This is a genomic window from Microbulbifer elongatus (assembly GCF_020524885.1).
Classification (GTDB): Bacteria; Pseudomonadota; Gammaproteobacteria; order Pseudomonadales; family Cellvibrionaceae; genus Microbulbifer; species Microbulbifer elongatus_A.
The window spans coordinates 1,614,557-1,632,532 of the sequence record NZ_JAIVKJ010000001.1 but is presented as its reverse complement, the minus strand read 5'-3'; the positions used below and the strand labels follow the sequence as shown (position 1 = coordinate 1,632,532).

Here is a 17,976-nt window from a genome sequence, read left to right as displayed (position 1 = left end):
GCCTAGTCCGGCAGAAGTGAACCCGGCCTGAACCAGGCTCAAATGCTGACCGCTCGCCGTCAGGCGGGCGGTGGTGCCAGCACTTCCCGGTTGCCATTGGCCTGCTGAGGAGACACCACACCGGCGGCTTCCATTGTCTCGATCATGCGCGCGGCGCGATTGTAGCCGATGCGCAGTTGGCGCTGCACGGAAGAAATGGATGCTTTTCGCGACTTGGTCACAAAAGCGACAGCCTCATCGTAGAGGGCATCGGCCTCTGGGTCGTCTTCACCACCCTCGGTCTGCATACCAGGCACCGGAATACTGTTATTGGAGTCATCCACGATGCCGTCGATGTACTCGGGCTCGCCGCGGCGGCACCAGTCCGCTACAACCTGGTGCACTTCATGGTCGTCCACAAAGGCGCCGTGCACCCTCACGGGCACCGCTGTACCCGGTGGCAGATATAGCATATCGCCGTGTCCGAGGAGCTGCTCCGCCCCGCCCTGATCCAAAATGGTGCGCGAATCCACTTTCGAGGAGACCTGGAAGGCCATACGCGTGGGAACGTTGGCCTTGATCAGGCCGGTAATCACGTCCACCGACGGACGCTGGGTAGCCAATAACAGGTGGATACCGGCGGCACGGGCCTTCTGGGCGATTCGCGCGATCAGCTGCTCTACCTTCTTGCCGACAATCATCATCATGTCGGCGAATTCGTCGATCACCACTACAATGGCAGGCAGCGGCTTCAGATGCGGCCTCGTCTGCTCCGCCTCTGGCACACTGGACATGGGGTCCGGCTGCCAGGTGGGGTCCTCCAGGGGCTCTCCATTGGCGATAGCGTCTTTAACCTTGCGGTTGAAGCCCGCCAGGTTGCGCACACCCATGGCTGCCATCAGCTTGTAGCGCCGCTCCATCTCACCCACACACCAGCGCAAGCCGTTGGCGGCGTCGTTCATGTCGGTGATCACCGGTGTAAGCAGGTGGGGAATACCCTCGTACACCGAGAGCTCCAGCATTTTGGGGTCCACCAGAATCAGGCGCACTTCGTCCGGCGTTGACTTGTACAGCAGGCTCAGGAGCATCACGTTGATGCCGACCGACTTACCAGAGCCCGTGGTACCGGCCACCAGCAGGTGTGGCATCTTGGCGAGATCAGCCACAACCGGCTGCCCGGCAATATCGTGCCCGAGCGCCAGAGTCAGTGCCGAGCTGGACTTCTCATAGACTTCAGACCCCAACACTTCGGTCAGGCGCACCATCTGGCGGTTTTCATTGGGAATCTCGATGCCCACCACGGACTTGCCGGGGATCACCTCCACCACACGCACGCTAATCACCGCCAGTGACCGCGCCAGGTCTTTCGCAAGGTTAGTGATTCGACTCACCTTAACTCCTGGTGCGGGCTGAATTTCAAATCGGGTCACTACCGGCCCCGGCAGCACAGACACCACCTCGGCCACCACGCCGAAATCTTTCAGTTTCAGCTCCAGCAGCCGGGACAATGCCTCGAGTGCCTCGCGACTGAAACCAGCCTTTTTGTTGGTATCTGCCGGGTCAAGCAGGGAAAGCGCGGGCAAGGTGCCGGTAACCGGCCCCTTGAACAGCTCACCCTGCTTCTCTTTTACAGCCCGCGGGCTCTGTTTGGGCGGCGGCGCGGTGGGCGCAATCTGTGGTGGCTGACGCTTGGCGGTGCGCTGCTTTTCCTCTTCGACCGCCGCTTTGCGCACAACGATGGCCTCGCGGGCCACGCGTTGCTCTTCGCGGTTCTTGCGTGCCGTGGCCATACGGCTGCCAATCCATCCAAATACAAACAGCACGCTACGGCCGATATCCTCAAACAGCTTGAGCCAGGACATGCCAGTAAACACGGTCACGCCTATCGCAAACATGGCGAGTAACAGAATAGTGGCCCCGACGTAACCAAGGCCTTTTTCCATAAACGCAGAAATCGCTGCACCGATAATCCCGCCGTTGGAAAACGGAAGCGGGTCTGCGGCCTCACCGAAACAGAGTGTCGCTATCGCGGCACCGGAAGCCAGCAAAAGCAAAAGACCACCAACGCGAAGTGCGAACAGTGGCCCATGAAAGCGCGCATTCTTGTCGCGAAGGATCCGATAGGCGCGCCAACCAATCAGCACCGGGAACAGGTAGGCCATCCAGCCAAGCAGCGAGAGGCTGACATCCGCAAGCCAGGCACCGGTTGGCCCGATAGCGTTTTCAATGCCGCCGCCACTGCCGGTATGGGACCAGCCGGGATCCGCAGCGCTATAGCTCAGCAGGCTGATACCCACAAGCAAGGCGCCCGCAAGCAGGATGATGAGGGCCCCCTCGCGGACGATTCGCGCAATCAAAGAGTCAGGGATGGCTGCCGAAGATTCGGTTTCGCTTTCAGCCTTCAATGGCTTACCTCGGTAACAGTGTTCTTGTTAGAAGTGTCTTATATATAAGTCACGGCAATGTCAGGCATCTGTGTACTACAGCCGGGGGGCAAATGCTACCTGAGGCTTACCCTAGAATTCACTTTAAGATTAGACTTTATCTTTAATAACAGTAACTTACAGGGCATGCCTCACACAACATTTAAGCTGCTGGCACGCCAACAAACACCAGCGGCCGACGCTCGGGGAGCAAGAGCTTGCCTCCGGTGAAGGCGAGAGCACACTATTTAGCCAGTCTATAAAACGGCGCAATCAGATAAATAAGGCCAAACTATTTGGTCGGCTGATTCGCATCTCCTATCATTGCCGCAATTTTTGCCCCGGGCGCATCTGGCGACTATTCATCCAGATACACCTATCCGCATGCGTAAAGCCTCAAAAATCCACCCTTGAACAATGTCGGTGGTAAGGCCATGATCCGCGCAGGCAATATCCGCCGCGAGCTTCATGCGGCGTCGCAAAACGACAGAATCACTCAGGTTCAAATCGACCTGTATCAAAATCGACCAATTTCAACATTGAAGTATTGTGAGTCCAGCCATGAGTAACCATCACCGCCTGATCATTCTCGGCTCCGGCCCTGCCGGCTACACCGCGGCCATCTATGCGGCGCGCGCCAACCTCAACCCTGTCGTCATCACAGGTATGCAGCAGGGTGGCCAGCTGACCACCACTACCGAAGTAGAAAACTGGCCGGGCGGCGTACACGACCTGCAGGGCCCGGATCTGATGGTGCAGATGCAGCAGCACGCGGAGCGCTTTGATACCAACATCATCTTCGACCACATCCACGAAGTGGACCTGAAGCAGCGCCCCTTTACCCTGAAAGGTAACGAGACCTACACCTGTGATTCCCTGATTATCGCTACCGGCGCTTCCGCCCAGTACCTTGGCCTGCCCTCTGAAGAGGCCTTCCAGGGGCGCGGCGTCAGCGCCTGTGCCACCTGTGACGGTTTCTTCTACCGCGACCAGAAGGTTGTGGTTGTCGGCGGCGGCAACACCGCTGTCGAAGAGGCCCTGTACCTGTCCAATATCGCCAGCGAAGTCACCCTGGTACACCGCCGTGACGAGCTGCGTGCAGAGAAAATCCTGCAGGATCGACTGCTGGAAAAGGCCGAGAACGGCAATATCAACCTGTGCTGGCACCACACCCTGGACGAAGTGCTGGGTGACGACAATGGCGTGACCGGTGTTCGCTTGAAGAATGTCCAGGATGGCTCCAGCAAGGAAGTGGATGTTTCCGGCGTGTTCATTGCCATCGGCCACAAGCCGAATACCGACATCTTTGAAGGTCAGCTGGAAATGAACGGCGGCTACATCATTGTCGAGAGCGGCCTGAACGGTAATGCCACTCAGACCTCCGTTCCCGGTGTATTTGCCGCGGGCGACGTGTCCGACCACATCTACCGCCAGGCGGTGACCTCTGCGGGTACCGGCTGTATGGCGGCACTGGACGCGGAGCGCTTCCTCGACGCCCAGTAAGTCCAAGGTAAGGCGCAAGAAAAGGCGGCTGCATAGCCGCCTTTTTTCGTTAAAATCTCCTGTGAGCTCGGGCGACCCGCATAAACCGAAAGGCGAATAGATTGAGTAGCAACACCAACGACATTCTCTCGCTACTGGACCCGGATGTCGTCGCCTTTCCGGACACCAGCTCGGCCCTCCACGACCCTAATGGACTGCTTGCGGTGGGCGGTGACCTGACACCCGACTGGCTGCTTGCCGCGTATCGCAGGGGTATATTCCCCTGGTTCTCGGACGATCAGCCCATCTTGTGGTGGTCGCCCTCCCCTCGTTGCATTGTTCTCCCAGTAGAAACAGAGTTCTCCCGCAGCCTCAAAAAGGTCATTCGTCAGGAGCGATACCAGGTCACCTTTAACCGGGCCTTCGAACAAGTGCTGGACGGCTGCGCTGCACCGCGAGCACAGGAAGCCGGCACCTGGATCACGCACGACATGCGCGAGGCCTACCTGGAAATGCACGACCTGGGGCACGCACACTCGGTAGAGACCTGGCGGGATGGCAAGCTGGTCGGCGGGCTCTATGGGTTGGCGATCGGGGAGGTTTTTTTTGGTGAGTCCATGTTTCACCGTGCCACTGACGCATCCAAGGTCGCATTCGCCCATCTGGTACGACAGCTGGATCAATGGGGGTGCTCGCTGATCGATTGTCAGGTGAGCAATCCACACCTGTTGAGCCTGGGAGCCATTGAGGTGCCGCGTGAGAGATTCGAGCAACTGTTGAGCCACGGTGTTTCGAGGCCGGGGTTCCCATCGCCATGGCCCCCGGCACCCGCCGCGGACTTATTCCAGCCCCGCTGAGCCCAACTCCATTCAGGCCTCCGGATTTTCTGAGCCCGGGTTTGTGTTTTCCTCGACCGCAACTTACCCTCGGGTCTTAAAGTTTGAGGAGTGGCCAGCTACCGTGAAGCAAGTGACCCAACAGACAAGTCATCCAGCGCTCCCGAGCGGTGCTGCGGCATGAGCCAGTACTCCCAGCTAAACTCGGTCCGCCTTCTTGCCACCCTTCCCCATCCCTGCGGCTATCTTGAGGACCAGGAGGCCACTACCGTATTTGTGGATCCGCAGACTCCGGTCGACCAGCGTCTGTACAGCCGACTGTCTGAGCTGGGTTTTCGCCGCAGTGGCAACTACCTGTACCGACCACAGTGCACCCATTGCCAGGCCTGTATCCCTGCCCGGATTCCTGTCGAACTATTTGTGCCCAACAGAAACCAGCGCCGCTGCTGGAAGCGCAATCGGGATCTCGATGTATTTCACCAGCGCAACATCGACACGGATGAGCACTACGCGCTCTATGCCCGCTATATTGAGGAGCGGCACCGGGATGGTGAAATGTACCCACCCAGCCAGGAGCAGTTCCGCAGCTTCCTGCAAAATGCATGGGGCAGTACCCGCTACCTGGAATTTCGGGCTCGCGGGCGGCTCGTGGGCACGGCGGTCACCGATGTGCTATCAGGCGGGGTTTCCGCGATCTATACCTTCTTCGATCCGGACGAAATCAAACGGAGTCTCGGCAGTTACTCCATTCTTTACCAGATCGAGTGGGCCCGGCGGCTGGGACTACCCAGTCTATACTTGGGCTACTGGATCGCGCAGTGCCAGAAAATGGCTTATAAGAGTCAATTTCAGCCACTCGAGATCCTTAAGGACAACCGCTGGGAACTGAAGTCCGATTAGGCCAGCCCGACCCGCTGGCTGGAGCCTCGCAAAAGCTACCTTCTTACCCGTGCCGCAGATTTGCCCGCAGAGCGTGCTTTCACTTGGCCTGCCGGCACTTTTCGTGCAAAATGCACGCCCGTCGTACCGCCGGGCCCCGTATCTGACGGTTGAGGGGCCACAAAAACGTGGCGGAAAAGCTAGTACACATTTATCAAAGGTTGCTGCCGCATGGCAAAAGACGATTACATTGAAATGGAAGGTGAGGTGATCGACACCCTGCCCAACACCACATTCCGCGTGAAACTGGAAAATGGACATGTGGTAATCGCGCACATTTCCGGCAAGATGCGCAAAAACTACATCCGCATCCTTACCGGTGACAAGGTTAAAGTCGAACTGACTCCCTACGACCTGACCAAGGGTCGTATCACTTACCGCGCCCGCTGAGTGCTGCTGCCGGCAGCCGGATTGCCCTCCAGGGTTGTCTTCCGGGCCTGCCGAAGACGCACGAAAAAAGCCACCTCAAGGGTGGCTTTTTCATTTTCCGGTTAAGGCGTATTGGCCCCAGAGTGGCCTGTCGATCAGTGAACCGGTAGCGCGGTATTAATCTTGAGCTGATCGTTCTCCACCGTCACTTCGACCTTGCCGCCCTCTTCTGACAGCTCGCCAAACAACACGGCCTCGGCCAGCGGCTTGCGTAATTTTTCGCGAATCAAGCGGGCCATCGGGCGAGCACCCATCTTCTCATCGTAACCATTTACCGCCAGCCATTCCCGGGCCTCATCGTCGACCTCAAGGGTCACACGGGATTCATCCAGCTGCGCCTGAAGTTCAACAACAAACTTGTCCACCACGGTTTTAACCACTTCGATATTTAGGGCACCGAACTGGATAATGCTATCCAGGCGGTTGCGGAATTCAGGAGTAAACATCTTCTTGATCTCCTCCATTCCGTCGCTGCTGTGGTCCTGATTGGAGAAGCCGATGGAGCGGCGGCTCATCACTTCTGCGCCGGCATTGGTCGTCATGATCAGAATCACGTTGCGGAAGTCTGCCTTGCGCCCGTTGTTGTCGGTCAAGGTGCCGTGATCCATCACCTGCAGCAGCAGGTTGAAGACTTCCGGGTGGGCCTTTTCAATCTCATCCAGCAACACCACGCTATGGGGGTGCTTTGTCACGGCGTCGGTCAACAGACCGCCTTGATCGAAACCGACATACCCCGGGGGCGCCCCGATAAGACGGGATACCGTGTGGCGCTCCATATATTCGGACATATCGAAGCGAATCAGCTCGATGCCCATAACCTGCGCCAGCTGACGGCACAGCTCGGTTTTGCCCACCCCGGTAGGACCGGCAAACAGGAAAGAGCCAATGGGTTTTTCCTCCGCACCCAGGCCAGCACGCGCCAGCTTGATGGAGGTGCTGAGCGCCTCAATCGCATTGTCCTGCCCGAACACCACCATCTTGAGGTTGTCATCGAGCTTGGCGAGCGCCGCCTTGTCCGAGGCGGAAACGCTTTTCGCGGGAATGCGGGCCATCTTGGCGACGATATTCTCAATCTCGGTAACGGAGATGGTGTCGGTGCGCTGGTCGACCGGCAATAACGCCTGGTAGGCCCCAGCCTCATCAATCACATCAATAGCTTTGTCTGGCAGGAAGCGTTCGGTGATATGGCGATTGGCAAGGTGCGCAGCCGCCTCCAGGGCGGAATCGGTAAAGCGGACCTTGTGGTGATCCTCGAAACAGGTCTTGAGCCCCTGAAGGATCTGTACAGTTTCTTCTACTGAGGGCTCGTGAACATCAATCTTTTGGAAGCGACGCGACAGCGCGCGGTCTTTCTCAAAGATCCCGCGGTATTCGTTGAAGGTGGTGGAGCCGATACAGCGCAGCTGACCACTGGACAGCAGCGGTTTGAGCAGGTTGGAAGCATCCATAACCCCGCCGGAAGCGGCGCCGGCACCGATAATGGTGTGAATCTCATCGATAAACAGTACAGCGTGCTCGCGCTTCTTGAGCTCGGCCAGCAGCGCTTTAAACCGCTTTTCAAAGTCACCGCGATACTTGGTGCCAGCCAATAGTGACCCGAGGTCCAGGGAATAAATGGTGCTTTCTTTCAGGGGTTCCGGCACTTCGCTATCGACAATACGGCGGGCCAGCCCCTCAGCAATAGCTGTTTTACCTACGCCAGACTCACCCACCAGTAGCGGATTGTTCTTGCGTCGGCGCGCCAGCACCTGGGTAACCCGCTCCACCTCGGGCGCCCGCCCTACGAGCGGATCAATACGCCCGAGAATCGCTTCCTGATTCAGGTTGGTTGCATAGCTTTCAAGCGGATCGGAGCCACCCGGTTCAGCCGTGGAGCCGAGATCTTCATCGACCTGCTCGGGAGAAGGATCAGGACTGCTGTGGGCGTTATTGCCGCCGGAGCTTACGCGGGAAATACCATGGGTGATGTAATTCACCACATCAATCCGGGCTACGCTCTGCTGCTTCAGGTAGTAAACCGCCTGACTTTCCTGTTCGCAAAAAATGGCGACCAGCACATTGGCACCGGTAACCTCTTTCTTGCCGGACGACTGTACGTGAAAAACCGCACGCTGCAGAACGCGCTGGAAACCAAGCGTGGGCTGGGTTTCGCGTTCAGCGTCATTCTCAGGGATCAGTGGCGTAGTAGAGTCGACGAATTCGAGCAGTTCCCGGCGCAGAGCACTGAGATCAGCCCCGCAGGCATGCAGGACATCTGCCGCGGATTCATTGTCCAGCAGCGCCAGCAGCAGGTGCTCAACGGTCATAAACTCATGGCGTTTCGCCCGTGCACCTTTGAACGCTAGATTGAGCGTTACCTCTAAATCCTTGCTGAGCATTTAAACCTCAAACCTTACTGGCCAATGTCATCCGGGTTGTAGTGAAAAACACCCGGTATTCCTGATTTTTTGCCGGAGTACCGGCCGGAAAGTCACACCTGAATCCCTGCAGGTGCCGGAGCTGTCTATCTCAACCCTCCTCGTCGTTTTCGTCTTCCTCATCCGCCTCAATTTCACATAGAAGAGGATGCTCGTTATCCCGCGCAAACTGATTTACCTGCGCGGCCTTTGTTTCCGCTATATCTCGAGTATAGACACCGCAGATCGCTTTTCCCTTAGTGTGGACCTGTAACATCAATTGAGTGGCGCGCTCTCGATTGACGTAAAAGAAAAGCTCCAGGGCCTCTACCACAAACTCCATCGGGGTGTAGTCATCGTTGAGCATGACCACCTTATACATCGGTGGGCGCTTCAGCCGCGGCCTTGCCTCCGCAAGCGCGGTATCCCCTTCGGCACCATGAAAGTGGAAGCCATCGTCGCCGTCACCTTCGTTGGAGTGTAGTTTAATGATTTGTGATTTTCCCATAGCGCTAATCAATCAGAGTTCAGGAATTGGTTCACAGTGCTGGCGCATCTGCGCTTATTTTCGCACTTTGAGCGAGAATGGAATGCCCGTGTCAGTCACTAATGCGACGCTGGCGAGCCGGCATTGTAACCTTATTCTGCCGATGGCACAGTGTGCAGCAGCACGCTCCCTTGACAAGGGCGGGCGCCTTGGCTAAAAGAGGTATTAACCGCGCCAAGCGGTAAACGGCACTAGCTCATAGTTGTGCAAATGAGTTTGCACATAAAAGTAAGCGCATGAAGCGCGATAACAATAATTACTACATTTTTAGGCGGCCAGCAGTCGCCCCGGCAATTTAGAGGGATTTCGCCATGCCTACCGGTACCGTTAAGTGGTTCAATAATGCCAAGGGATATGGATTTATTCTTGCTGATGAGGGTGGAGAAGACTTGTTTGCACATTACTCGGCGATTCAGATGGAGGGTTACCGCACTCTGAAAGCCGGCCAGCAGGTCAATTTCGATATCATCCAGGGCGATAAGGGCTATCACGCAGCCAATATCAGTATCGCTACAGCAGACAACGCCAAGGCTTCCGCACCTGCCGTCCAACCTGGGCAGACCGCCAACGTGCGTGAAAAAGAGGCGGAAGAAGTACTCGATTGAGTTTCGCATTGCAGTCATCGACTGCAATGCAGAGCAATCTTATCGATCAAGAGCAGCCATATCCGACTGGCTGCTTGCGCCGTTCTGGAAAGCCAACTCCGGGCAGCTTGCTTACGCCCTCCCAGTGGTACACACGTGCCGCTCACATCACGACAACTCCGAAAGCATCTTCCCGCTCCTTTCCCGCTGTATTTAACGGTATCGCGCACCAGCGGCTGCACACACATGCCAGACACAAAAAAGCCCCGCATCGCGACGATGCGGGGCTTTCTTATGGATTGACAATCAGCTGGGCTGAGAATCAAGCCATGTGCTTGATGACTTCGTCACCAAATTCGGAGCAGGACTTCAGCTCGGCACCGTCCATCAGACGCTCGAAGTCATAGGTAACGGTCTTGGCTTCGATTGCGCCTTCCATACCTTTAACAACCAGTTCCGCGGCTTCGTTCCAGCCCAGGTGACGCAGCATCATTTCTGCGGACAGGATCAGGGAGCCTGGGTTCACTTTGTCCTGGCCAGCATACTTGGGTGCAGTACCGTGGGTAGCTTCGAACAGAGCCACTTCGTCAGACAGGTTGGCACCCGGAGCGATACCGATACCACCTACCTGGGCAGCCAGAGCGTCGGACAGGTAGTCGCCGTTCAGGTTCAGGGTGGCGATTACGTCGTATTCGGCCGGACGCAGCAGGATCTGCTGCAGCATGGCGTCAGCAATTACGTCCTTAACCACGATTTCCTTGCCGGTGTTCGGGTTCTTGAAGCTGCACCAGGGGCCGCCGTCGATCGGCTGAGCACCGAATTCTTCGCGAGCCAGCTCGTAGCCCCAGTCAGCGAAGGCGCCTTCGGTGAACTTCATGATGTTGCCTTTGTGCACCAGCGTCAGGGAGTCGCGATCCTGATCGATGGTGTACTGCAGGGCCTTGCGTACCAGGCGCTTGGTGCCCTCTTCGGAAACCGGCTTAACACCGATGCCCACTTCTTGCGGGAAGCGGATTTTCTTAACGCCCATCTCTTCCTGCAGGAACTTAACCACTTTCTTGGCTTCGTCGGTACCCGCTTTCCACTCGATACCGGCGTAGATGTCTTCGGAGTTCTCGCGGAAGATCACCATGTCTACCTTGTTCGGCTCTTTTACCGGAGAAGGCACACCGCTGAACCAACGTACCGGACGCTGACATACGTACAGGTCCAGCTCCTGGCGCAGAGCAACGTTCAGGGAGCGGAAGCCGCCGCCTACCGGGGTAGTCAGCGGGCCTTTGATGCTGACAACGTAATCTTTGATCGCTTCCAGGGTTTCTGCCGGGAACCAGTCGCCGCTGTAGGTTTCAGCAGCCTTTTCACCGCAGAAAATTTCCATCCACGCGATGGCCTTCTCGTCGCTGTACGCCTTGCTTACAGCGGCGTCGATTACTTTGCGCATTACCGGGGTGATATCCACGCCGATGCCGTCACCTTCGATAAACGGAATGATCGGGGTGTTCGGTACGTTCAGAGAACCATCTGCGTTGACTGTGACTTTTTCGCCGTTGGCCGGCACTTGGATATGACCCATTAAGTTGACTCCCGTAACTCTTTGACTAAACGTCCGGCTTTTTTGCATAAAAAACGGCATAATGCGCCGAATTCCGCTGCCGGTCATGGTTGCCGCCCGTTGTCTGCGCCGTTGCAGTCGCCGAGCTGGCTAAAAATCGGCGGGATTATATCAGCATCCGTCCGTTTTTGTAGTTTCATTACAACTAAAGCACCAGCCCCTTGCCGCAACCTGTTTCATGAGCCAACTCATACTGTTTAACAAGCCATACGGCGTTCTCTGCCAATTCACCGACCCGGAGGGCCGTCCGACCCTCGCGGATTACGTGAAGAAACCGGGCGTTTATGCTGCCGGGCGACTGGATTACGACTCGGAGGGACTGCTTCTGCTGACAGCCGACGGACAGCTGCAGCATCAGATAGCGCACCCCAGCAACAAGCTGCCCAAAGTGTACTGGGCACAGGTTGAGGGAGAGGTCAGCGAGGCCGCACTGTCACAGCTGCGCAAGGGGGTGCAGCTGAAAGATGGCCGCACGGCGCCCGCCAAGGCACGCATCCTGCCCGCACCCGACATTTGGCCCCGGGTCCCGCCAATTCGCGAGCGCAAGTCCATCCCCACATGCTGGATCGAGCTCACCATTAGCGAAGGCCGCAATCGCCAGGTAAGACGGATGACTGCGGCCGTTGGCCACCCTACCCTCAGGCTCGTGCGAACCGCCATTGGTAACTGGAGCCTGGGCGGACTGGCGCCCGGGGAGCAACGCGCCGAGGAAGTCTTCCTGCCCGCATCCTCCAGCAAAAAATCGCCACGGGGCGTCGGTCGCGGGCGCGCAGGCAAAAGCGGTGCAGCAGCCGGGGCGCGGGGACAAAAACGTGGGCCGGGCACGAGGAAGCGTTGACCACCAAGTCTGCGCTCTCAGGCGTTAGCCACCTGAAAGCATCAATCAGCAGGCGCGTCGCCCCTGATCACAGCTAGTCTGAAATAGACACGCGGCGCCGGGTTTACTTGCTGCCCCCCCCCTATAGCGGTTAGCGGCATGCATCAAAATCGGCGAAATTGAGGTCAAACGCTGCCGAATTGGTCAGCAACCCGAATCACAGGTAAAATGCGCCCCCATTTTCCCGCCCTAGGGCGATTGGTCGCACCTCAGGGGTTGAAAATCCTCTTGCGCCCCACACTGTAACAACCGGTATTTCATGTCAGCTTCGGAATTGCCTGTGTCCTCTAGTCCCAATGAATCCCTCGGCACTACAGCCGCTCCTAAACGCGTCATTGTCGGCATGTCCGGCGGCGTGGATTCGTCGGTGGCCGCCTACCTGCTTATGCAACAGGGGTATCACGTCGAAGGCCTGTTCATGAAGAACTGGGATGAGGACGACGGCACCGAGTATTGCACCGCCAAGCAGGACCTGGCCGATGCCGAATCCGTGTGCAAGCGCCTGGGCATCAAGTTGCACACGGCCAATTTTGCCGCCGAGTACTGGGATAACGTATTCGAGTACTTCCTTGCCGAATACAAGGCCGGCCGTACGCCTAACCCCGATATCCTGTGCAACCGGGAGATCAAATTCAAAGTTTTCCTCGAATACGCAGAAATGCTCGGGGCTGAGGCCATCGCCACCGGCCATTATGCGCGCCGCCTCGACAAGGATGGCCGCACGTATCTGATGAAGGGGCTCGACGGCAATAAGGACCAAAGCTACTTCCTGCACGCCGTGGGCGAGGCCGAATTTGCCCGCTCCCTGTTTCCGCTCGGTGAGCTGGAAAAACCGGAAGTGCGCCGGATAGCGGAAGAAAACGGCTTTATTACCTACAGCAAGAAAGACAGTACTGGTATCTGCTTCATTGGGGAGCGCCGGTTCAAGGATTTCCTGGAACAGTATCTGCCGGCACAGCCCGGTGAAATGCAGACCCCGGATGGCGAGGTGATGGGCCAGCACAGTGGCCTGATGTACCACACCATCGGACAACGCCAGGGCTTGGGAATCGGCGGCGTCAAAGGAGCCGGCGATCAGCCCTGGTATGTGGTCGGCAAAGACCTTGAGCGCAATGTATTGCTGGTTGCCCAGGGTAAGCACCATCCGCTGCTCTACTCAACGGGCTTGACCGCCACCCAGGCGCACTGGATAAACGGCGCCCCACCCGCGCTATCCTTCCGCGCTGCGGCGAAAACACGCTACCGCCAGGCCGATCAGGACTGCGAAATCACCGTCGGTGACAATGGCCAACTCACTATTGCCTTCGATCAGCCCCAGCGCGCGGTTACTCCGGGCCAGTCTGTGGTGATCTATCAGGGCGACATCTGCCTTGGTGGCGCGGTCATCGATAAGGCGACCGGGGTCGGTGAAGTGGAACCAAATACACTCCAGAAAAAACAGGCCGCGGGGAGCGACTCTTGAGTAACTGGCGAGATCAGGCACTGGCTCTGGCCGGCGTATTCCAGGCAGCCATTCTTGTGGAGCGGCTGGCCAAAACCGGCACCGCACCGGCTGAACAGATGGAAACGGCGGTATACAGCCTGTTTCAGCAGAATCCGGAAACTACCGAAGATGTGTATGGCGGTGTTGAAAAGCTACTGCCTGGGCTGCGCGGTGCGCGCCAGTTACTCGCCACACGCAGTCACCCCGAGTACACCGACTGCCTGCGTTATGTGCTTTCCATTCTCTACCTGCAGCGGCAGCTGGCGAAAAAGCCAGACCTGCTTTCAATTATTGGAAGCAGGTTGGAAAAAGCGCATGTGCAAACAGATCACTTTGGTGTCGGCCACGAAAATGTGTACGCCAATCTCGCCAGCATCTATAGCGACACCCTGAGCACATTCCGCTTCCGTATTCAGGTGCTGGGTGACTTCAATTTCCTGCAGCAACAGCGCATCGCCAACCAGATCCGCACCATGCTGTTTGCCGGTGTCCGCTCCGCCATGCTGTGGCGGCAACTGGGCGGGCGCCGCCTGCACCTGCTGTTTCAGCGCAAGAAGCTGATCGCGGCAATGGATGCGCTGATATCCAAATACGAATCCCTGGAACACTCACCCCGGGAGCACTAAACCCGGGAACACGAATCGATTTTAATATTTCTGCCGCTCGCGCATTCGCATTGCGGCCGAATCTCAAACTCGGAGAGACACAATGACCGTCGAGCTATCCGCACTGACTGCGGTTTCCCCCATTGATGGACGCTACGAAAGCAAAACCGCTGGCCTGCGGGACATTTTTAGTGAGTACGGCCTGATCCGCGCCCGCGTAGAAGTGGAAGTGCGCTGGCTGCAACAACTGGCACGCCACGAAAAAATTGTGGAAGTTCAGCCATTCAGCGGTGACAGCAATAAGATCCTCGATGACATCGTGTCCCAATTCTCCGTCGAAGACGCAGAGCGCATCAAAGAAATCGAACGCACCACCAACCACGACGTAAAAGCCGTGGAGTACTTCCTCAAGGAAAAAGTGAAAGGTGACGAGCAGCTGGCCGCGGTCAGTGAGTTTATTCATTTCGCGTGCACCTCTGAAGACATTAATAACCTGTCCCACGCGCTGATGCTGCGCGCAGGCCGAGATCAGGTCCTGCTGCCGGCGATGAACCAGATCGTCAGTGAAATCGCCAACCTGGCAAAAACCTTTGCCGACGTGCCCATGCTGTCCCGCACCCACGGCCAGACCGCCAGCCCCACCACCGTAGGCAAGGAACTGGCCAATGTGGTTGCGCGCCTGCGCCGTCAGGTTAAGCAGATCCACGAGGTCGAGCTGCTGGGCAAAATCAACGGCGCTGTAGGTAACTACAACGCTCACCTCTCTGCTTACCCGGATGTGGACTGGGAGAAGAATGCAGAAGAATTTGTGACCTCCCTGGGCCTGACCTGGAACCCCTACACCACCCAGATCGAGCCGCACGACTATATTGCCGAACTGTTCGATGCCATTGCGCGCTTCAACACTATTCTGATCGACTTTGACCGCGATATCTGGGGCTACATCTCCCTGGGTTACTTCAAGCAGAAAGTCGTTGCCGGCGAAGTGGGTTCTTCCACCATGCCGCACAAGGTAAACCCCATCGACTTCGAAAACTCCGAGGGCAACCTGGGTATCGCCAATGCGGTGTTCCAGCATCTGGCGGCCAAACTGCCGGTTTCGCGCTGGCAGCGCGACCTCACCGACTCGACTGTGCTGCGCAATATGGGCGTTGGCGCGGGCTATTCCGTGATTGCCTACGCCGCCACCCAGAAGGGTCTGGGCAAACTGGAGATCAACCGCGCGCGCCTCGAGGAAGATCTGAACAACGCCTGGGAAGTACTGGCAGAGCCCATCCAGACCGTGATGCGCCGCTACAACATCGAAGAGCCCTACGAAAAGCTGAAGGCGCTGACCCGCGGCCAGGGCATCACCAAGGAAACACTGGCTGTGTTTATCGACGGTCTGGAAATGCCAGAGGAAGCCAAGCAATCCCTGCGTGAGATGACCCCGGCCAGCTATATCGGCAACGCCGTAGCCCAGGCCAATAAAATCTAAGCCAGCGCAGTCGCGTTAAACACCGGGAGTTTTGCCATGACCGAGTCGGGCCAGCACCACAACGTTGAATCTCTGACCCACCTTGGCGACATCCCGGTGGAAACGTTTTTGCGGGAGTACTGGCAGAAAAAGCCACTCCTGATTCGCAATGCGTTTCCCGATTTCGAGACGCCAATTACCGGCGAAGAGCTCGCCGGGATGGCGCTCGAAGAACAGATTGAATCCCGCCTGATCGAGGAAAAGGGTATCGAGGGGCCATGGCAATTGCGCAACGGCCCCTTCACCGAAGAAGACTTCTTTTCGTTACCGAAAACACACTGGACCCTGCTGGTACAGGCTGTGGACCAGTGGATTCCGGAAGTGGCTTCGCTCAAGGATCACTTCCGCTTTCTTCCCGACTGGCGCCTTGACGACATCATGATCAGCTACGCAGCCGATCAAGGCAGTGTCGGGCCCCACTACGATTTCTATGACGTATTCCTGCTGCAGGCCGAGGGTAAGCGTCGATGGCACCTCGGCCCAAAAGCGGACGCCAGCAGCCCCCGTGTCGAGGGTACTCCGCTGAATATCCTCAGGGAGTTCGAGTCTGAGGCCAGCTGGCTGCTCGAGCCCGGGGATATGCTGTACCTGCCGCCGCAATACAGCCACTGGGGCATAGCCGAGGGCGGTTGCACCACCATTTCCGTTGGATTCCGTGCACCCTCTGCCCGCACCATGCTGGAAGACCTGGCCGCCGAGCTCGGTGCCGGATTGCCTGATCACTACCGGTACACCGATGCCGACCTGTCATTGCCTGAGAATCCGTCGGAGATCGACCAGCAGACCGTCACCCGGGTACAACGCCACCTCGCGGAGTGGCTACAGCAGCCCCAAAATATCGCCCAGTGGTTCGGCGCCATCATGACCGAAGCCAAGTACCCGGATACTGTGGCACTGGATGCCGGAAGCGCGGACGATTGGCGGGAGACACTGGCAGCAGGTGGCAGCCTGATACTGAACCCCGGCTCTCGCTGCGCCTTCTGCCGCGAGCCCGCCAGTCTGTTCGTGGATGGGGAATCCTTCCCTGCACCGCTCCTGTTTGCGGAGGGCTTCTGCAGCAATCGTACGTTGACCCAGAGCGACGTTGACGCCTACCCGGAACTCGCCGCCGCTGATGGATTGTTCGATTTGCTGGTGTCACAGGGCAGTCTCATTTACCCTGAAGACCTGACGGAATACGATGAAGAATACGATCAGGACTAAGATCCGGAAGACCAATAAAAATTAGAAAAGACCAGTAGGAGTGCTGTTCATGAGTCTGTTTGTACGCCTTGCCGACTGGCAAACCGACCGCGCTGCCATCCGCAAAATCCGCGAGAAAGTGTTCGTCGAAGAGCAGCAGGTACCACCGGAGCTGGAGTGGGACGAACACGAGGAGAGCGCGCAGCATTTCCTGATATACCACCACGACAAGCCCATCGGCACCGGGCGCTTGACCGGTGGCGGCAAGATCGGGCGCATGGCAATCCTGAAAGAAGCCCGCGGGCTGGGTGCTGGCCTGGCGCTTTTACAAAGAATCTGCAAGTTTGCCCGTGTTTCCGGGCAGAAAGATGTCTACCTGAATGCCCAGGTACAGGCCGTTCCTTTTTACGAGAAAGCCGGCTTTACCGTGTTCGGCGACCAGTTTATGGAAGCGGGCATTCCCCATGTGCGCATGGACCTCACCCTGAACGACAAAGAACCCAGCGAAAATATCGATGACTGGAACCGCTGACCGACGCAGGCATTTACAGGCAGGCGATGCTATCGGGGCACCGGACGAGACACTGAATGTGGTGACGCTAAACAATAGCGGTGCCTGTGTTGACGCGCTTAACAAGCTATTGTCGGAAAGTCGCCGCCAGGTGCGGATCTTTTCACAAGACCTCGCTCGGACACTCTACCACCAGGCAGAAATTGTCGACGCCCTCTCCCGATTCGCTCGCCGCAGCCGATACGCGCGAGTAGAAATCCTGATCACCGATAGCGCCTCTATTTTGAGTCAGCCCCATCTACTTCTCCCACTAATTCAGCGGCTGGACAGCCGAATTAGCCTGCGAAAAATACAGAACAGTAGTGAGCTAACTGATTGGGAGTTCGCGATCGCCGACGACCGCCAGAGCCTGCTCATTTCTGACCCCGTCAAATGGAGCGGCCAGTACCGTGCCGATGACCCGGTCAGAAATCGCAAGCTGCAGGATGTGTTTGAACAAAGCTGGTTACATGCGCGCCCCGACCCGGCATTAAAGCGTTTTGTACTCTAAAGGCGCACCTATACCCACTCGCGCT

16 protein-coding genes are annotated in these 17,976 nt (G+C 57.4%); 12 read left to right on the top strand and 4 right to left on the bottom strand.

The window, feature by feature from the left end:
- Positions 1–59: 59 nt before the first annotated feature.
- Entirely contained in the window at positions 60–2,384 is a 2,325-nt protein-coding gene (locus tag LC059_RS06915; RefSeq protein WP_226703072.1) for a DNA translocase FtsK, read from the bottom strand.
- Positions 2,385–2,963: 579 nt separating this feature from the next.
- On the opposite strand from LC059_RS06915, the gene trxB reads away from it, so the two are divergent.
- The 4 genes from trxB to infA all read left to right on the top strand — a co-directional run bounded on the left by trxB (position 2,964) and on the right by infA (position 6,049).
- Entirely contained in the window at positions 2,964–3,905 is a 942-nt protein-coding gene (trxB, locus tag LC059_RS06910; RefSeq protein ID WP_226703071.1) for a thioredoxin-disulfide reductase, read from the top strand.
- A gap of 101 nt (positions 3,906–4,006) precedes the next feature.
- The gene (gene aat / locus LC059_RS06905) at positions 4,007–4,741 is read left to right on the top strand and encodes a leucyl/phenylalanyl-tRNA--protein transferase (protein WP_226703070.1); all 735 of its coding nucleotides are present in this window, start codon (positions 4,007–4,009) and stop codon (positions 4,739–4,741) included.
- A gap of 159 nt (positions 4,742–4,900) precedes the next feature.
- Positions 4,901–5,620 (top strand): arginyltransferase, encoded by a 720-nt coding sequence (locus LC059_RS06900; RefSeq protein ID WP_226703069.1) that lies wholly within the window; start codon positions 4,901–4,903, stop codon positions 5,618–5,620.
- Between the two features lie 210 nt (positions 5,621–5,830).
- Complete coding sequence (gene infA / locus LC059_RS06895; protein WP_067081888.1) at positions 5,831–6,049, top strand: translation initiation factor IF-1; 219 nt, start codon at positions 5,831–5,833, stop codon at positions 6,047–6,049.
- Positions 6,050–6,183: 134 nt separating this feature from the next.
- On the opposite strand, the gene clpA is transcribed toward infA, so the two are convergent.
- Both clpA and clpS read right to left on the bottom strand, forming a co-directional pair.
- The gene (gene clpA, locus LC059_RS06890; protein WP_226703068.1) at positions 6,184–8,466 is read right to left on the bottom strand and encodes an ATP-dependent Clp protease ATP-binding subunit ClpA; all 2,283 of its coding nucleotides are present in this window, start codon (positions 8,464–8,466) and stop codon (positions 6,184–6,186) included.
- A gap of 130 nt (positions 8,467–8,596) precedes the next feature.
- Positions 8,597–8,992: an ATP-dependent Clp protease adapter ClpS gene (clpS, locus tag LC059_RS06885; RefSeq protein ID WP_226703067.1), complete on the bottom strand. Its 396-nt coding sequence runs from the start codon at positions 8,990–8,992 to the stop codon at positions 8,597–8,599.
- Positions 8,993–9,342: 350 nt separating this feature from the next.
- Between clpS and cspD the strand changes: the two genes are divergently transcribed.
- Positions 9,343–9,636 (top strand): cold shock domain-containing protein CspD, encoded by a 294-nt coding sequence (gene cspD, locus LC059_RS06880; protein WP_319005076.1) that lies wholly within the window; start codon positions 9,343–9,345, stop codon positions 9,634–9,636.
- 301 nt (positions 9,637–9,937) lie between these two features.
- Here cspD and icd read toward each other — a convergent pair whose 3' ends face one another.
- Complete coding sequence (icd, locus tag LC059_RS06875) at positions 9,938–11,188, bottom strand: NADP-dependent isocitrate dehydrogenase (protein ID WP_226703066.1); 1,251 nt, start codon at positions 11,186–11,188, stop codon at positions 9,938–9,940.
- A 217-nt stretch (positions 11,189–11,405) separates the two neighbouring features.
- Between icd and LC059_RS06870 the strand changes: the two genes are divergently transcribed.
- The 7 genes from LC059_RS06870 to LC059_RS06840 all read left to right on the top strand — a co-directional run bounded on the left by LC059_RS06870 (position 11,406) and on the right by LC059_RS06840 (position 17,951).
- Complete coding sequence (locus LC059_RS06870) at positions 11,406–12,065, top strand: pseudouridine synthase (protein ID WP_226703065.1); 660 nt, start codon at positions 11,406–11,408, stop codon at positions 12,063–12,065.
- Between the two features lie 319 nt (positions 12,066–12,384).
- Positions 12,385–13,566, top strand: a complete 1,182-nt coding sequence (gene mnmA, locus LC059_RS06865; protein ID WP_413231540.1) for a tRNA 2-thiouridine(34) synthase MnmA — start codon at positions 12,385–12,387, stop codon at positions 13,564–13,566.
- The gene (gene hflD / locus LC059_RS06860; RefSeq protein WP_226703063.1) at positions 13,563–14,213 is read left to right on the top strand and encodes a high frequency lysogenization protein HflD; all 651 of its coding nucleotides are present in this window, start codon (positions 13,563–13,565) and stop codon (positions 14,211–14,213) included. The genes mnmA and hflD overlap by 4 nt, the downstream gene beginning before the upstream one ends.
- Before the next feature lie 82 nt (positions 14,214–14,295).
- A complete protein-coding gene (gene purB / locus LC059_RS06855) occupies positions 14,296–15,669 on the top strand; it encodes an adenylosuccinate lyase (protein ID WP_226703062.1) in 1,374 nt (457 codons plus the stop codon).
- A gap of 36 nt (positions 15,670–15,705) precedes the next feature.
- Positions 15,706–16,911 carry a cupin domain-containing protein gene (locus LC059_RS06850; protein WP_226703061.1) on the top strand — a complete coding sequence of 402 codons (1,206 nt, stop codon included), beginning with the start codon at positions 15,706–15,708 and terminating at the stop codon, positions 16,909–16,911.
- Between the two features lie 49 nt (positions 16,912–16,960).
- Positions 16,961–17,422, top strand: a complete 462-nt coding sequence (locus LC059_RS06845) for a GNAT family N-acetyltransferase (protein ID WP_226703060.1) — start codon at positions 16,961–16,963, stop codon at positions 17,420–17,422.
- Entirely contained in the window at positions 17,406–17,951 is a 546-nt protein-coding gene (locus tag LC059_RS06840) for a hypothetical protein (RefSeq protein WP_226703059.1), read from the top strand. The genes LC059_RS06845 and LC059_RS06840 overlap by 17 nt, the downstream gene beginning before the upstream one ends.
- The last annotated feature ends 25 nt before the right edge of the window (positions 17,952–17,976 follow it).

Coding starts and splice junctions, on each gene's coding strand:
- trxB (WP_226703071.1), top strand. CDS start 2,964: ATGAGTAACCATCACCGCCTGATCATTCTCGGCTCCGGCCCTGCCGGC.
- LC059_RS06900 (WP_226703069.1), top strand. CDS start 4,901: ATGAGCCAGTACTCCCAGCTAAACTCGGTCCGCCTTCTTGCCACCCTT.
- infA (WP_067081888.1), top strand. CDS start 5,831: ATGGCAAAAGACGATTACATTGAAATGGAAGGTGAGGTGATCGACACC.
- clpA (WP_226703068.1), bottom strand. CDS start 8,466: ATGCTCAGCAAGGATTTAGAGGTAACGCTCAATCTAGCGTTCAAAGGT.
- clpS (WP_226703067.1), bottom strand. CDS start 8,992: ATGGGAAAATCACAAATCATTAAACTACACTCCAACGAAGGTGACGGC.
- cspD (WP_319005076.1), top strand. CDS start 9,343: ATGCCTACCGGTACCGTTAAGTGGTTCAATAATGCCAAGGGATATGGA.
- icd (WP_226703066.1), bottom strand. CDS start 11,188: ATGGGTCATATCCAAGTGCCGGCCAACGGCGAAAAAGTCACAGTCAAC.
- LC059_RS06870 (WP_226703065.1), top strand. CDS start 11,406: ATGAGCCAACTCATACTGTTTAACAAGCCATACGGCGTTCTCTGCCAA.
- purB (WP_226703062.1), top strand. CDS start 14,296: ATGACCGTCGAGCTATCCGCACTGACTGCGGTTTCCCCCATTGATGGA.
- LC059_RS06850 (WP_226703061.1), top strand. CDS start 15,706: ATGACCGAGTCGGGCCAGCACCACAACGTTGAATCTCTGACCCACCTT.
- LC059_RS06845 (WP_226703060.1), top strand. CDS start 16,961: ATGAGTCTGTTTGTACGCCTTGCCGACTGGCAAACCGACCGCGCTGCC.
- LC059_RS06840 (WP_226703059.1), top strand. CDS start 17,406: ATGACTGGAACCGCTGACCGACGCAGGCATTTACAGGCAGGCGATGCT.